General features: G+C 61.8%; 11 protein-coding genes and 1 tRNA gene. 7 read left to right on the top strand and 5 right to left on the bottom strand.

Going from position 1 to position 14,745, the window contains the following annotated elements; genetic code table 11:
• Nucleotides 1–30 precede the first annotated feature (30 nt).
• Nucleotides 31–912, bottom strand: a complete 882-nt coding sequence (locus tag QD408_RS17180; protein WP_414140126.1) for a peptidylprolyl isomerase — start codon at nucleotides 910–912, stop codon at nucleotides 31–33.
• A 247-nt stretch (nucleotides 913–1,159) separates the two neighbouring features.
• Between QD408_RS17180 and secA the strand changes: the two genes are divergently transcribed.
• The 3 genes from secA to QD408_RS17165 all read left to right on the top strand — a co-directional run bounded on the left by secA (nucleotide 1,160) and on the right by QD408_RS17165 (nucleotide 6,746).
• Nucleotides 1,160–3,874 carry a preprotein translocase subunit SecA gene (gene secA, locus QD408_RS17175; RefSeq protein ID WP_088682855.1) on the top strand — a complete coding sequence of 905 codons (2,715 nt, stop codon included), beginning with the start codon at nucleotides 1,160–1,162 and terminating at the stop codon, nucleotides 3,872–3,874.
• Nucleotides 3,875–4,052: 178 nt separating this feature from the next.
• Nucleotides 4,053–5,468: a lipopolysaccharide biosynthesis protein gene (locus QD408_RS17170; protein WP_414140125.1), complete on the top strand. Its 1,416-nt coding sequence runs from the start codon at nucleotides 4,053–4,055 to the stop codon at nucleotides 5,466–5,468.
• Entirely contained in the window at nucleotides 5,469–6,746 is a 1,278-nt protein-coding gene (locus QD408_RS17165) for a GNAT family N-acetyltransferase (RefSeq protein ID WP_088682856.1), read from the top strand.
• Here the strand turns inward: QD408_RS17165 and QD408_RS17160 are convergent.
• A complete protein-coding gene (locus QD408_RS17160; RefSeq protein ID WP_414140124.1) occupies nucleotides 6,721–8,370 on the bottom strand; it encodes an AMP-binding protein in 1,650 nt (549 codons plus the stop codon). The two genes, QD408_RS17165 and QD408_RS17160, sit on opposite strands and share 26 nt — an antisense overlap.
• A gap of 218 nt (nucleotides 8,371–8,588) precedes the next feature.
• On the opposite strand from QD408_RS17160, the gene QD408_RS17155 reads away from it, so the two are divergent.
• Nucleotides 8,589–9,569, top strand: a complete 981-nt coding sequence (locus QD408_RS17155) for an aldo/keto reductase (RefSeq protein ID WP_414140123.1) — start codon at nucleotides 8,589–8,591, stop codon at nucleotides 9,567–9,569.
• Between the two features lie 84 nt (nucleotides 9,570–9,653).
• Here QD408_RS17155 and QD408_RS17150 read toward each other — a convergent pair whose 3' ends face one another.
• Nucleotides 9,654–10,232: a TetR/AcrR family transcriptional regulator gene (locus tag QD408_RS17150; protein WP_088682922.1), complete on the bottom strand. Its 579-nt coding sequence runs from the start codon at nucleotides 10,230–10,232 to the stop codon at nucleotides 9,654–9,656.
• A gap of 128 nt (nucleotides 10,233–10,360) precedes the next feature.
• On the opposite strand from QD408_RS17150, the gene QD408_RS17145 reads away from it, so the two are divergent.
• Complete coding sequence (locus QD408_RS17145) at nucleotides 10,361–11,656, top strand: MFS transporter (RefSeq protein ID WP_414140122.1); 1,296 nt, start codon at nucleotides 10,361–10,363, stop codon at nucleotides 11,654–11,656.
• Between the two features lie 120 nt (nucleotides 11,657–11,776).
• A tRNA-Leu gene (locus QD408_RS17140) sits at nucleotides 11,777–11,861 on the top strand.
• A gap of 168 nt (nucleotides 11,862–12,029) precedes the next feature.
• Here QD408_RS17140 and QD408_RS17135 read toward each other — a convergent pair.
• Both QD408_RS17135 and QD408_RS17130 read right to left on the bottom strand, forming a co-directional pair.
• On the bottom strand, nucleotides 12,030–12,317 hold the full coding sequence (locus tag QD408_RS17135; RefSeq protein WP_414140121.1) for a hypothetical protein: 288 nt from the start codon (nucleotides 12,315–12,317) through the stop codon (nucleotides 12,030–12,032).
• A 166-nt stretch (nucleotides 12,318–12,483) separates the two neighbouring features.
• Nucleotides 12,484–12,768 carry a hypothetical protein gene (locus QD408_RS17130; RefSeq protein WP_414140120.1) on the bottom strand — a complete coding sequence of 95 codons (285 nt, stop codon included), beginning with the start codon at nucleotides 12,766–12,768 and terminating at the stop codon, nucleotides 12,484–12,486.
• Between the two features lie 215 nt (nucleotides 12,769–12,983).
• Here QD408_RS17130 and QD408_RS17125 point away from each other — a divergent pair, with 215 nt between their 5' ends.
• Nucleotides 12,984–14,732 carry a cation:proton antiporter gene (locus tag QD408_RS17125; RefSeq protein ID WP_414140119.1) on the top strand — a complete coding sequence of 583 codons (1,749 nt, stop codon included), beginning with the start codon at nucleotides 12,984–12,986 and terminating at the stop codon, nucleotides 14,730–14,732.
• Nucleotides 14,733–14,745 lie beyond the last annotated feature (13 nt).

Genomic DNA, 14,745 nt, shown 5'->3' with positions numbered 1-14,745 from the left:
GCCCGGAAGAACCGGGCCCTGATGCGAATATTACTGCTTCGGCGCCGGCGCAGCGGGCTCACTGCCCGGTTCCGGCTGCTTGTTGGCTTCGTCGTAGCCCTTGCGCAGCGTCTCGTCGGAGATCTCGATCTTGGCGGACGACTTCGCCTGGGCGAGAAGCGCAAGATACTTGTCGCGCATGACGAGCTGACGAACCTGATCCTGCACCTGCTCGAACGGCGGCGGCGCGGCGTCGCGCTTATCCTCGACCTTGATAACGTGATAGCCGAAATCGGTCTTCACGGGCGTCTTGGAATAAGTGCCCTTTTCCAATGCGAAGGCCGCGTCCTCGAATTCCTTGACCATTCGGCCGCGCGTGAAATAGCCGAGATCGCCGCCTTCCGACTTGTTCGGATCGGTGGACTTTTCCTTGGCGAGTTCGGCGAAATCCTTGCCGGCGTCGAGCTGTTTGATGATCTCCTTGGCCTCATCCTCGGTCTTGACGAGAATATGGCGGGCGTGGACTTCCTCCTGCTTCGGCAGGGCCGCGACTTCCTTGTCGTAGCGCGCCTTGACTTCTTCAGGCGTCACGGTGTCGACGACATGCTTCTTGAAATAGGCGTTGTGCAGCTCGCGATCGGAGAGATACTGCATACGCTTCTTGAATTCGTCGGTCTGGTCGAGCTTCTCGGTGATGGCGTCGGCGGCGAGCAGCTTCACGTCGATGGCGGCCGAAAGGGCTGCGACCTTCTTCTGGTCGTCGGGGAGCTGCGCCAGCTGCGGATCGAGATTGGCGACGGCGAGATCGAGTTCCGACTGGTGGATCTCCAGATTGCCGACCTTGGCAATGACGGCGTCGTCGGCATAGGCCGGAGCCTGAAGCGCAACAAAAGTCGCAAAGGCCAAAACGGCGAATTTATTGGTGCTTAACATCAAATAACCCTTCACAGTTCCATCGCCGGTTTCAGCATCCCCTGAATCCAGCTCAAAATAGCCATCAACACCGGATTGTGGCCTTTCTGTATCCGCCAAATCCGTTGACATCATTCGACCCCCCTCTTATCTGTCACGCAACCTCGCGTCCAGAACAGTTTCCGGGCGTTTCAAGCTGCGCGCCTGATTTTCGGCTGGGCCGCCAACAAGAAACGCCGGGGATGAATATTGAGAAAGGGCCAGTCACATGGTCAGCTTTGGCGGTATAGCCCGCAAGTTATTTGGATCGTCCAATGATCGCCGCGTGCGGTCCTTCCAGCCGAACGTCACTGCCATCAACTCCATCGAAGAGAAGACCAAGGCGCTGACGGACGAGCAGCTCGCGGCAAAGACGGCGGAATTCCGCGCGCTTCTCGCCGAGGGCAAGACGCTCGACGACATCCTGGTTCCCGCCTTCGCCGTGGTGCGCGAGGCCTCGCGCCGCGTTCTCGGCCTGCGACCTTTTGACGTACAGCTGATCGGCGGCATGATCCTGCATTCGAATGCGATCGCCGAGATGAAGACCGGCGAAGGCAAGACCCTGGTCGCCACCCTTCCGGTCTATCTGAACGCGCTTTCCGGCAATGGCGTGCATGTCGTTACCGTCAACGATTACCTCGCCCAGCGCGACGCCGCGACCATGGGCCGCGTCTACGGCTTCCTCGGCATGACCACCGGCGTGATCATCCACGGCCTGTCCGACGAGGAGCGCCGCGCGGCCTATGCCTGCGACATCACCTACGCCACCAACAACGAGCTCGGCTTCGATTATCTGCGCGATAACATGAAGTACGAGAAGAACCAGATGGTCCAGCGCGGCCACAATTTCGCGATCGTCGACGAAGTGGACTCGATCCTCGTCGACGAAGCGCGCACGCCGCTGATCATCTCCGGCCCGCTCGACGACCGCTCCGAACTCTACAATACGATCGACGCGTTCATTCCGTTGCTCGTGCCCGGCGATTACGAGATCGACGAGAAGCAGCGTTCCGCCAACTTCTCCGAAGAAGGCACCGAGAAGCTGGAAAACTTGCTCCGCCAGGCCGGCCTGCTGAAGGGCAACGCGCTCTACGACATCGAAAACGTCGCAATCGTCCACCACGTCAACAACGCGCTGAAGGCGCACAAGCTCTTCCAGCGCGACAAGGACTACATCGTCCGCAACGACGAGGTCGTCATCATCGACGAATTCACCGGCCGCATGATGCCGGGCCGGCGTTACTCGGAAGGTCAGCACCAGGCGCTCGAAGCCAAGGAAAAGGTGCAGATCCAGCCGGAAAACCAGACGCTCGCTTCGATCACGTTCCAGAATTACTTCCGCATGTACGGCAAGCTCGCCGGCATGACCGGTACGGCGCAGACGGAAGCGGAAGAGTTCGCCAACATCTACAATCTCGACGTCGTCGAGGTTCCGACCAACCTGCCGATCAAGCGCATCGACGAGGACGACGAGGTCTACCGGACCTTCGACGAGAAGTTCAAGGCGATCATCGAGGAGATCCTCGACGCCCATAAGCGCGGCCAGCCGGTACTCGTCGGCACGACCTCGATCGAGAAGTCGGAACTGCTCGCCGATCGCCTGCGCAAGCAGGGCTTCGACGACTTCCAGGTCCTGAACGCCCGCTACCATGAGCAGGAAGCCTATATCGTCGCCCAGGCGGGCGTGCCGGGCGCCGTGACGATCGCCACCAACATGGCCGGCCGCGGCACCGACATTCAGCTCGGCGGCAACCTCGATATGCGCATCGAGCGCGAACTCGGCGAAGTCGAAGCGGGTCCGGAGCGCGACGCGAAGATCCAGGCGATCGTCGAGGAAATCAAAAGCCTCAAGGAAAAGGCGCTCGCTGCCGGCGGTCTCTACGTCATCGCCACCGAACGCCACGAAAGCCGCCGTATCGACAACCAGCTGCGCGGCCGCTCCGGCCGTCAGGGCGACCCGGGCCGCTCGAAATTCTACCTTTCGCTTCAGGACGACCTGATGCGCATCTTCGGCTCCGACCGCATGGACAGCATGCTGACCAAGCTCGGCCTCAAGGAAGGCGAGGCGATCGTCCATCCCTGGATCAACAAGGCCCTCGAGCGCGCGCAGAAGAAGGTCGAAGCCCGCAACTTCGACATCCGCAAGAATCTTCTGAAGTATGACGACGTTCTCAACGATCAGCGCAAGGTGATCTTCGAGCAGCGCCTCGAACTGATGGAATCGACCAATATTTCCGAAACCGTCTCGGACATGCGCCGCGAAGTGATCGAGGATCTGGTCGAAAAGCATATTCCCGAGCGCGCCTATGCCGAACAGTGGGATGCCGCCGGCCTGAAGACCGGTGTCACCAACATCCTGAACCTCGATCTGCCGATCGAGGACTGGGTGAAGGAGGAAGGCATCGGCGAAGACGATATTCGCGAGCGCCTGACGGAAGCCACCAACGCCGCCTTCACGGAGAAGGCCGAGCGCTTCGGCGACGACATCATGCATTATGTCGAACGCTCGATCGTCATGCAGACGCTCGACCACCTCTGGCGCGAGCATATCGTCAATCTCGACCATCTTCGCTCAGTCATCGGCTTCCGCGGTTATGCCCAGCGTGACCCGCTGCAGGAATACAAGTCGGAAGCCTTCGAACTCTTCACCGCGCTGCTCAACAATCTGCGCGAAGCCGTCACCGCCCAGCTGATGCGCGTCGAACTGGTGCAGCAGGCGCCTGCCGAGCCCGAACCGCCTGTGATGCAGGCCCACCACCTGGATCCGACGACCGGCGAGGACGATTTCGCCCCGATCTACCAGGCCTCCGAGGTCATCGTGGCGCCCGAGAACCGCAATCCGGACGACCCGGCCACCTGGGGCAAGGTCGGCCGCAACGAGACGTGCCCTTGCGGTTCCGGCAAGAAATACAAGCATTGCCACGGGGCCTTCGAGCAGGTCTGAGGCAAATCGCGAGAAACTGGAAAATGCCGCCTTCGGGCGGCATTTTCTTTTCTGCGGCAGCACTGGAAACCAGGCATTTCAGCGTTGGATGACGGCCTGATCCGGAACCGTTTCTTAACCCTGTTCTGTCAAGACTTCCCGAACGATTTGCCTGACCTCAGAGTTTTGCGTGTTCATCATGGCGGTCATAGAAACAGCGGAGAAGATGCTGCCCGCGGGCCTGCGCCCGATCGGCGGCCGTACGCTGCGCATGTTTGCCGCCGTGCTCACCGAACGCGGCGAGAAGGCGGCGGCTCAGCGCATGGCGCTGACGGCCTTTTCGATCCGCATCCTCAGCGCCGCACTCGCCTTCATCTCTCAGATCGTGCTCGCCCGCCTGATGGGCGAATATGAATACGGCATCTTCGTCTTCGTCTGGGTGCTGGTCGTCGTCTTCGGCGATCTCTCCTGCCTCGGCTTCCACACCGCCATCATCCGCTTCCTGCCGCAATACAAGGCGGCGGGCGCCTTCGACGAAATCCGCGGCCTCACCGGCACGGCGCGCATCTTCGCGCTGCTTTCCGGAACCGTGGTGCTCGCCGCCGGCATGCTCGGGCTGCACTTCTTCGGCGACATGATCGAGACCTATTACCTCGTCCCGATCTTCCTCGGCCTGCTCGCCATGCCGATGATCGCGCTCGGCGACATTCTGGAAGGCACGTCGCGGGCGAACCACTGGCCGGTGATGGCGCTGGGCCCGGTCTATATCATCCGCCCGATCCTCATCATCGCCTTCATGCTGGTCGCGATTGCGATGGGTGCGGAGCATACCGCCGTCACCGCCATGCAGGCAGCGCTCGCCGCCACTTTCGTCACCGCGCTCGGCCAGTATGGCGCGACGCTCTACCGCCTTCGCCGGCACTATGACGCAGGCCCGCGCAAGGTCGATTTCCTCACATGGTTCAGCGTCGCCTTTCCGATCTTCCTGATCGAAGGCGTCAGCTTCCTGCTCACCAATTCGGACGTCGTCGTCGTCGGCATTTTCCTCGAGCCGCATGACGTCGCCATCTATTTCGCCGCCGCCAAGACGATGGCTCTGGTGCATTTCATCAATTTCTCCGTCAAGGCGGCCTCCGGCCCGCGTTTCTCCTCGATCATCGCCGAAGGCGACCATGCGCAGCTGGCGGTCGCCGCCACGGACGCCGCCCGGTGGACCTTCTGGCCCGCACTCGGCGTCGGCCTCGCGGTGCTCGCGGCCGGCCACCTGCTGCTGTCGCTCTTCGGCGGCGCCTTCACGTCGGGTTATCTCGTCATGGCGATCCTGCTTGCCGGCATCCTCGCCAAGTCGCTGGTCGGCCCGGCCGAAACGCTGCTGATGATGGCGGGCAAACAGAACCTCTGCGTGGCGCTCTATGCCGGCGCATTGGCCGCCAATGTCGGCCTCAACCTCGCTTTGATCCCCCACTACGGCATCGAAGGCACCGCCATCGCCACCGCCTCGGCCATGGCGGTCGAGGCGATCCTCCTGCATGTCGCCGTGCGCCGCGCGCTCGGCATCATCCTCTTCGCCTTCGCCAGCCCCTCCGCCGCAACGCCAGAAATGAGAGTTCGATAGATGGTGCGCCTGCCCCCCGTCACCGAAAGCACCGACAGAATCACCAACCGGATGGTGCATGATCTCGCCTCGCTGCATTTCGAAGCGCCGCAGGCCGAGGCCCGCGCCGAAATCGGCCGGCCGGGGCGCGAGCTCTGCCTCTATCCCGGCAAGCTCGGCTACGAGCTGCAGGAAGAACTCGACTTCCTCTCCAACCGGGCGATGGAGCCGAACGTCTTCTTCTCCGGCCGTTTCCTCGCTCCCGCCATGCCGCGGCTCGAAGACCGGCAGGTGAATTTCGCCCTCATCCGCGATCACAGCGCCGGCCGCAGCCGCATGCGCTTCCTCCTGCCGTTTTCGGTCGATAAGCCCGGCTTTGCCGTCGGCCCCTCGATCATCCGCGGCTGGTCGAACAGCTTCGGCCCGCTCGGAACACCCCTCGTCGACAGCGAGGATGCCGCCGAAACCCTCGACAATTTCTTCGAGGGACTGACAGCTCCCGACCTCAACCTGCCGACAACGCTGGTTCTGCCGGATCTGCGGCTGAACGGTATTTTCGTGCGCATGCTCAAGGCCGTGGCGCTCAGCCGCAACCTGCCGCTCACCGTGACCAATCCCTTTCTGCGCCCGATGCTGCAGAGCGAGGAGGAGGCGCCTGTCTATCTCGGCAAGACCATCTCTTCTTCGCATATGCGCGAGATGCGGCGTCAGTGGCGCCTGCTGGAGGAACAGGGAACCGCCGTCTACGCCGTTGCCCGCCAGCCACGCGAAGTCCATGTCCGCTTCGAGGAATTCCTGGCGATGGAGGCCGGCGGCTGGAAAGGCAAGCGCCGGAGCGCCCTCGTCACTGATCGTTATCACACCGCCTTCGCCCGCGAGGCCGTATCGAACCTTGCCGCCGTCGACGCCGTGCGCATTCACACGATCGACCTCAACGGCAAGGCGATCGCCGCGATTGTCGTGCTGATGATGGGCGGTGAGGCCTACACCTGGAAGACCGCCTATGACGAGAACTATGCCCGCTATTCGCCGGGCAAGCTCCTGATGAGCGAACTCACCGAATGGCATCTCGACGACGCCAATATCGTGCGCTCGGATTCCTGCGCCGTCTCCGACCATCCGATCATGAGCCGTTTCTGGCAGGAGCGCGAGGAGATGGGAACCTTGGTGATCGGGCTGACGCAGAACGGCGACCGCGACATGCGCCAGGTCGCCGCCCAGCTTCATATGTACCGCAGCACCCGCAACATGGCGAAGATGCTGCGCGAGAAGATCATGTCGCTTGCCGGCCGGAGCTGACTTCGGCGGCAGCCCTTTCACGCAACAGCCGGCGGATCACCTTGCCGGTCGTCGTTAGCGGCAAGGCGTCGATGAATTCCACCTCGCGCGGATATTCGTGCATCGAAAGCCGCATCTTCACCCATTCCCTGATATGGGCGGCCAGCGCCTCGCTTGGGGAATGGCCCGCTGACAGCACGATATAGGCCTTGACGATCTCGGTGCGCACCGCATCGGGTTTGCCGACGGCAGCGGCAAGCTGCACGGCGGGATGGCCGATCAGGCAATCCTCGATTTCGGCCGGGCCGATACGATACCCGGACGAGGTGATGACATCGTCGTCGCGGCCTTCAAAGGTGACGTAGCCGTCTTCGTCCCGCCGGCCGATATCGCCGGTGAGCAGCCAGCCCTTGACGAATTTTTTCTCGGTCGCCGCCTGATCGTTCCAATAGCCGAGGAACATGACGGGATCGGGACTGGCGATGGCGATCTGGCCCGGCTCACCGGGCGGCAACTCGTCGCCCGTGTCGTTGACGATCGCCACGCGATGTCCTGGCACCGCCCGGCCTATGGCTCCGGCCTTGGTCACGCCATGGGCAGCACTCGACGACAGCACGAAATTGCACTCCGTCTGGCCGTAGAATTCATTGACGGTGATGCCGAGTTCGCGCCGCGCCCATTCATAGGTCTCGCGGCCGAGCGCTTCGCCGGCCGAGCCGATGGTGCGCAGCACCAGATCGTATTTCGAGCGCGGATCGGAGACGGACCGCATCAGCCTGAGCGCCGTCGGCGGAATGAAGGCGTTGCGCACATCCATCTCCGCCATAATCCGATAGGCCATATGGGGATCGAATTTCTGCGCCGGCGAAGAGACGACCGGAATCCCGAGAAGGAGGCTTGGCAGCAGCGCATTCAGCAAACCGCCCGCCCAGGCCCAGTCGGACGGCGTCCAGACCTTGTCGCCCACTTTCGGAAACCCCTCATGGGCGAACTGCATGCCGGGGATATGGCCGGGCAGAACGCGGTGGCCGTGCAGCGCGCCCTTGGGCGGCCCCGTCGTGCCTGACGTAAAGATCATCAGCGCCGGGTCGTCGGGAGTCGTCTTTTCTCCTTTGAAGGAAGGCTCGTACGACACGATCAAATCGGCAAAGGAAAGAGCGTCGGAAGCACTATCGAGGCTGATCACATGTTTGAGCTCAGGCAGCCGATCGCGAATTTGCCGGATACGATCGAGGCCGAAATCATTGGTGATGATTGCCGCCGCACCCGAAGTCCTCAGCCTATATTCGAGCGCATCGACGCCGAAGAGCAGCGCCAGCGGCAAGGCGATTGCACCCATTTTGTAGATCGCGACATGAGCGACCACAGTCTCGAAGGACTGAGGCATCAGCAGGGCGACGCGATCGCCTCGCTGGATGCCGAGCGAAGCCAGCGCATTGGCGAACATGGAGGAGCAACCGGAAAGCTCGCCGTAAGTCAGCGAAAGATGCTCACCGTCAGGGTCGAAATGCTCGAGGCAGACGCGCTCCGGATCTCTGGCGGCCCAATCGTCGCTGACCGCGCGGCCGATATTGAAATCCTCGGGAATCCGCCAGGAGAAATCGCGATAGAGATCGTCATAACGATCGTGAGACGGCAGTTGCATGGTCGAATTCCGGTGAAATGCTGCACCAGCTAACACCTTGCGGCGCGGATGCGCAAGCCGAAGCCGGAAACGGCAGGGATAGGCGCGGCTTCAAATAGCGCTTTCATTACGCACATGCAGCATAGATTCTTCTTTCGGCGCCTCTGCGACTTTCGCCCTTTCGCGCTAGATCAGGGAAAGCCGCCGGGGGGCCATCGAATTCACCACGGAGTCGTTTCATGGAATATGCAAAATTTGGGAAGACCGGTCTCGAAGTCTCGAAAATCTGCCTGGGCTGCATGACCTTCGGCGATCCCGGCCGCGGCAACCATGTCTGGAGCCTGCCGGAAGAGGAAAGCCGGGCGATGATCCGGCAGGCGATCGATCTCGGCATCAATTTTCTCGACACCGCCAACACCTATTCCAACGGCTCGTCCGAAGAGATCGTCGGCCGCGCCATTCGGGATTTCGCCAAGCGCGAGGACATCGTGCTGGCGACCAAGGTGTTCAACCGCATGCGGCCTGGCCCGAACGGCGCCGGCCTGTCGCGCAAGGCGATCTTCGATGAGATCGACAACAGCCTGCGCCGCCTCGGCACCGATTACGTCGACCTCTACCAGATCCACCGTTTCGACTACACGACGCCGATCGAGGAAACGCTGGAAGCACTCCACGATGTCGTCAAATCAGGAAAGGCGCGCTATATCGGCGCCTCCTCCATGTATGCGTGGCAATTCGCCAAGGCGCTTTACGTCTCCCGGCTGAACGGCTGGACCGAATTCGTCAGCATGCAGGACCATCTGAACCTGCTCTACCGTGAGGAAGAGCGCGAAATGCTGCCGCTCTGCGAGGATCAGAAGATCGCCGTCATTCCCTGGAGCCCGCTCGCCCGAGGCCGGCTCACCCGCGACTGGGACGAGGCGACGGCACGCAGCGAAACCGACGAATTCGGCAAGACGCTCTATACGCAATCCATCGATGCCGACCGCCGGATCGTCAAGGCAGTGGCCGAAATCGCAAAAGCCCGCGGCATCTCCCGCGCCCAGATCGCGACCGCCTGGATCCTGCAGAAGAGCGCCGTGACCGCCCCGATCATCGGCGCGTCCAAGCCAGGCCATCTAGCGGACGCCGTTGCCTCGCTCTCGGTCAAACTGACAGCCGAGGAAGTCGCGGCACTGGAAGCACCCTACATCCCGCATGCTGTGGCCGGCTTCAAATAGCCACCGGACGCTTCCGGCCTTGTACAAAATAAGATTCCTCTCCGCCCACACGGAGAGGAAGCCGAAACCACGCCCCAACTGAGATTATCTCCGGCTACCGGGATCGAGCTGCCGCCGCATCGTCACTAGAAAATGCTCCGCGAGCGCCCTGTCCTCGACCGCGCGGGCAAGAATGACGGCGCCCATCATCGACGAAAGCGTCGTGGCGGCATTGGCGCGGCGTTCCTCCTCGCTCTCGCCGGGAACGATATCGGCGAGTGTATCGACCAGCACCGACAATCCATCGCTGAAGACCTCTCGGACGGCGCCGCGGCTGCGGCTTACCTCCTGGATCAGCGTCGCGAAAACGCAGCTGCCGCCCGGATCGTCGACCGTGCGCCAGTGGATATAATGGTCTAGAAGCGCTTCAAGCGGCCGGTCCGGAGACTCGGCGATATGTTCCTTCCACCGCGTCTCGACCTTGTCGATCAGCTTGCGGCTGACCTCGAGCGCCAGATCGTCCTTCGAACTGAAATGACCGTAGAAGCCGCCATGCGTCAGCCCCGCCGCCTTCATGATGTCGGCGACGCCGACGCCGTCGAAACCGTTCTCGCGGAACAGCACACCGGCAACGCTCAAGATCCTCTCGCGGTTTTCGGCAAATTTTTCGCGGCTGACCCGCATCTTCGTCTCCAGAAATAGGCGCTTGACAAAATATATGACGTCCATCATCAATAAGCAAGAAATATGATGACCATCATGTAAATCACTCCTGTATCTTCCCGAAGCTCAATTCGAACGGAATCGTGCCCATGGTTTCCGCAGCCCTTGCCTCCACCCTTGCCCGGCGCAACATCCACTACGGCTGGGTCGTCGTCGCCGCGACCTTCCTCACCATGCTGGTAACAGCAGGCGCCATGGGTGCCCCCGGTGTTCTCATCAAGCCGCTGCAGGACGAGTTCGGCTGGGAAACGTCGCAGATTTCCTCGGCACTCGCGATTCGCCTGATCCTTTTCGGTTTCATGGGACCGTTTGCCGCCGCCTTCATGAATTATTTCGGCGTCCGCAAGGTCATCGTCTTCGCGCTCGCCCTGATCGGCGCAGGCTTCATCGGCTCGCTGTTCATGACCAAGCTCTGGCATCTGCTGGCGCTGTGGGGCGTCGTCGTCGGCTTCGGCACCGGCCTGACCGCCATGGTGCTGGCGGCAACGGTTTCCACGCGCTGGTTCGTCAAGCATCGCGGCCTCGTCGTCGGCATGCTTTCGGCTAGCTCGGCAACCGGCCAGCTCGTCTTCCTGCCGCTGATGGCCGAACTCACCGAACGCTATGGCTGGCGCGCCACCGTATTCTTCGTCTGCGCCATGATCATGGTTGCGGCCCTTTTCGTCCTTCTCTTGATGCGTGACCGCCCCTCAGACGTGAACCTGCCGTCGCTTGGAGAAACCCATGTCGCGCCCGCGCCGGCCAGCACCACGCTTGGCGCGGCACTGATGACGCCGATCACCACCCTGAAGGAAATCTCGAAGACCTCGACCTTCTGGATTCTGTTCGCCACCTTCTTCATCTGCGGCCTCAGCACCAACGGCCTGATCCAGACGCATTTCGTCACCCTCTGCGGCGATTTCGGCATCGTCCCGGTGGCCGCCGCCAGCGTGCTTGCCGTCATGGGCATCTTCGATTTCTTCGGCACGATCGGCTCCGGCTGGCTGTCCGATCGGTTCGACAATCGCTGGCTGCTGTTCTGGTATTACGGCCTGCGCGGCCTCTCGCTGCTCTACCTGCCCTTCAGCGATTTCAGCTTTTACGGCCTATCCATCTTTGCGATCTTCTACGGCCTCGACTGGATTGCCACCGTGCCGCCGACCGTCAAGATAGCCGCCGACCGCTTCGGCCGCGAAAAGGCCGGTCTCGTCTTCGGCTGGATCTTCGCCGGCCATCAGCTGGGAGCCGCAACCGCCGCCTATGGCGCCGGCCTCTCGCGCACCGAGCTTTCGAGCTACCTTCCTGCCTTCTTCGTCGCCGGCGCCTTCTGCCTGCTGGCCTCGATCCTGGCGATCACGCTGAAGAAGTCCGGCCTGACCAACCCTGTTCCCGCCACCGCCCATTGATATCAATGAGATCCGGCCTCGAAACGAGGCCGGATCTCGCTACCGGATCAGTCTGATAACTTGGCTTGCCCGTCTTGCATCTGCGGGCGCTCGCATGTTAGACAGCCGCCCGTATCCGTTGCCCCATTGGCGGAATTGGTAGACGCGCTCGACTCAAAATCGAGTTTCGAAAGAAGTGCTGGTTCGACCCCGGCATGGGGCACCAGCCTACGCTCTGTGACTTCGGCTCGGCGAGCCGAAGAGCAGCCAAGCGGAGGCGGACTGGTTCGATAGTCCTGCGGTTAGCAACACCATCATCTCGAATGCCGCCGCGTAGCCCTTTGCTTCAAAGCGCTAACACGGCAGCATGCAACGAATTCGAATCCGACCGAAACTACTTGTTCTTCAACAGCCACATCTTGCCGGCCATGGTAATGCCGTAGACGTCCTTTGATGCGTCGTCGTCCAGATGCCGTCGCTCGAGGAAACCTGGCTCCTTCAACTCACCCAGCGTCTTTGCCGTGACCGATTTGATTTTCTGGGGCCGCTCTTTCCAACGGTCGTTTTTTGCGTAGGTCACGGTCGCGTTCTGATGCGTCCATTTATTGGCCGGCTGAGGATAAAGATCTCCATCCCTGGCGAGTTTGAGTGCAGCGATCTGGGACGGGGTAAGCTCAATCATACTGAAAAATCCTGTGCGGAGGCCCTGGCGCGGGGTCGCGCCTCGACCGAAGGCGTGCTCATAACACCGACTGGCGACTTCCACCACCGCATTGCGATATCTATGCCATGAAAGACGAAAGCCCGGCTCGTGGAACCGGGCTTCGTCTTTATCGAGTATTTCTCCATCAGTAGCAGCGCCTAACCGTCCTGGTGACTTCGCCATCCTCGGTCTGGCGGGTGACGCTCCTGGTTTCGCAGCCGTCGTCGCGATAGCGACGGCGTTCGCGTTCGCGCACCGCGCCGAAAGTGATGCCGCGTTCGCTGATGGTGACGCCCGGTCGCACCCGCTCATGGCGGTAGCCATCGTCATAGGAACGCTCCCTGACATAGATGCTGTCGGCAAGAACAGGCGCGGCAAACGAGCAGACGGCAAGAGCCGCCACAGTACAGTTCAGGATGATCTTTCGCATGTCGTTTCTCCTTCTCCTGATGAAAGAGCAACGAGACAGGCCATAAGTGGTTCCGAAGGCGGCGACTGCCAGATTACGCGTGAACGGAGAGGAAATGCCCGATTCCGTCAGATTAATTTAGGCGTTGAACAGACGCCATATCACGCGAATCAACTGTTTAATTTTATGTGCACTTCGTACAGAGTGGCGACCGTTATCACGAGGAAGAAACAGACGTGCATCAGGAAGTAGGGCTCATCGCAACGGTCGCCGTCAGTTTCGTTTTCGCCGCGATCCTCGGTTACGGTGCCGACCGGCTCCGGCTGCCGCCGCTCGTCGGTTATCTGATGGCCGGCATCCTGATGGGGCCGTTCACGCCTGGTTTCGTCGCCGATACCGCCCTTGCCGGCCAGCTTGCCGAAATGGGCGTCATCCTGCTGATGTTCGGCGTCGGCCTGCATTTTTCAGCCTCCGATCTGCTCGCCGTGCGCGGGATTGCCGTGCCCGGCGCGATCGGACGCATCATCCTCGCCACCCTGCTGGGCATCGGTCTCTGCAAACTCTGGGGCTGGAGCCTCGGCGCCGGCCTCGTGCTGGGCCTCAGCCTGTCGGTGGCGAGTACCGTCGTTCTCCTGAAGGCGCTGGAGGAGCGCAATCTCGTCAACGCGCCGAGCGGGCGCGTCGCCGTCGGCTGGCTGATCGTCGAGGATCTGGTGATGGTGCTGGCGCTGGTGATGCTGCCGGCGCTCGCCGAGCTCCTCGGTGGCCACGCGGTCGAAGCGACAAATCACGGCCTCGGCGAGCTGCCGCTGGCGCTGACGATCGCCCTGACGCTCATGAAGGTGACCGCCTTCGCCGCCATGGCGATCTTCCTCGGCCCCCGCATCGTGCCCTGGCTGCTGACGATGATCGCCCGCACCGGCTCGCGCGAACTCTTTACCCTGACGGTGCTGGCGATCGCACTCGGCATCGCCTTCGGCTCGGCGGCGATCTTCGGCGTCTCCTTCGCGCTCGGCGCGTTCTTCGCCGGCGTCGTCATGAGCGAATCCCAGCTCAGCCACAGGGCGGCCGCCGATTCACTGCCGCTGCAGAACGCCTTCTCCGTGCTGTTCTTCGTTTCCGTCGGCATGCTCTTCGACCCCTCGATCCTGGTGCGCCAGCCGCTTGCCGTGATCGGCGCGCTGGCGCTCGTCATCCTCGGCAAAGCCATCATCACCTTCGCGATCGTCCTGCTGCTGCGCTATCCGATCGGCATGGGGCTGACGCTGGCCGGCGGCCTTGCCCAGATCGGCGAGTTTTCATTCATTCTCGCCGGGCTCGGCGTCTCGCTCGGGCTCCTGCCGCATGAGGGCCAGGATCTGATCCTTGCCGCCGCGATCCTGTCGATCACACTCAACCCGATCGTAATCTTCGCGACGGACGGCCTGAAGAAACATATCCATTCGAAATGGCCCGCCCTCTTCGAGAGCTACGGCAGGAAGAGGCAAAAGACGCTCGGCAGGGAACTGGAAAAGATCAGGGCACTCGGCGAGGAACGCGAGCGCCAGCACCAGTTGAAGATGCAGCAGCTGATCGAAACCTTCCCGCTGTTCTCCCAGGTCGGCGAAGACGCGCAGGAGGAGCTGCTGCTGCTCTTCAAGGCGAAATCAGCCCCTCCCGGCGAACGCGTCATTCGCCGCGGCGACCGCGGCGATAGCATGTATTTCATCTCCTCAGGCGCCGTGGAGGTGCGGCTCGCCAGCGGCGCGATCCGCCTGGAGCCCGGCGCCTTTTTCGGGGAGATGGCGCTCCTGAGCGGCGGACGGCGCACGGCCGACGTCATCGCCGTCGATTTCTGCCAGTTCGAGGTGCTCGATCGGCGCGACTTCAACATGTTCATGTCACACCATCCCAATCTGCGCGCCGTCGTCAGCGAAATGGCGCAGAAACGCACGGAAATGAACGTCCTGCGCCAGCAATGGGAAAAATCGATGGATCTGTCCTGAAACGCGATCTTCC

The organism is Rhizobium sp. BR 249 (genome assembly GCF_047445895.1).
Taxonomy (GTDB): Bacteria; Pseudomonadota; Alphaproteobacteria; order Rhizobiales; family Rhizobiaceae; genus Rhizobium.
The sequence above is the reverse complement of the archived record's forward strand: the minus strand, read 5'-3'. Positions and strand labels throughout refer to the sequence as shown.

What these genes read in the sequence shown, in the direction of transcription:
- QD408_RS17145 (WP_414140122.1), top strand. Translation starts at nt 10,361, where the DNA reads ATGGTTTCCGCAGCCCTTGCCTCCACCCTTGCCCGGCGCAACATCCAC.
- QD408_RS17150 (WP_088682922.1), bottom strand. Translation starts at nt 10,232, where the DNA reads ATGCGGGTCAGCCGCGAAAAATTTGCCGAAAACCGCGAGAGGATCTTG.
- QD408_RS17135 (WP_414140121.1), bottom strand. Translation starts at nt 12,317, where the DNA reads ATGATTGAGCTTACCCCGTCCCAGATCGCTGCACTCAAACTCGCCAGG.
- QD408_RS17165 (WP_088682856.1), top strand. Translation starts at nt 5,469, where the DNA reads ATGGTGCGCCTGCCCCCCGTCACCGAAAGCACCGACAGAATCACCAAC.
- QD408_RS17160 (WP_414140124.1), bottom strand. Translation starts at nt 8,370, where the DNA reads ATGCAACTGCCGTCTCACGATCGTTATGACGATCTCTATCGCGATTTC.
- QD408_RS17155 (WP_414140123.1), top strand. Translation starts at nt 8,589, where the DNA reads ATGGAATATGCAAAATTTGGGAAGACCGGTCTCGAAGTCTCGAAAATC.
- QD408_RS17180 (WP_414140126.1), bottom strand. Translation starts at nt 912, where the DNA reads ATGTTAAGCACCAATAAATTCGCCGTTTTGGCCTTTGCGACTTTTGTT.
- QD408_RS17170 (WP_414140125.1), top strand. Translation starts at nt 4,053, where the DNA reads ATGGCGGTCATAGAAACAGCGGAGAAGATGCTGCCCGCGGGCCTGCGC.
- secA (WP_088682855.1), top strand. Translation starts at nt 1,160, where the DNA reads ATGGTCAGCTTTGGCGGTATAGCCCGCAAGTTATTTGGATCGTCCAAT.
- QD408_RS17130 (WP_414140120.1), bottom strand. Translation starts at nt 12,768, where the DNA reads ATGCGAAAGATCATCCTGAACTGTACTGTGGCGGCTCTTGCCGTCTGC.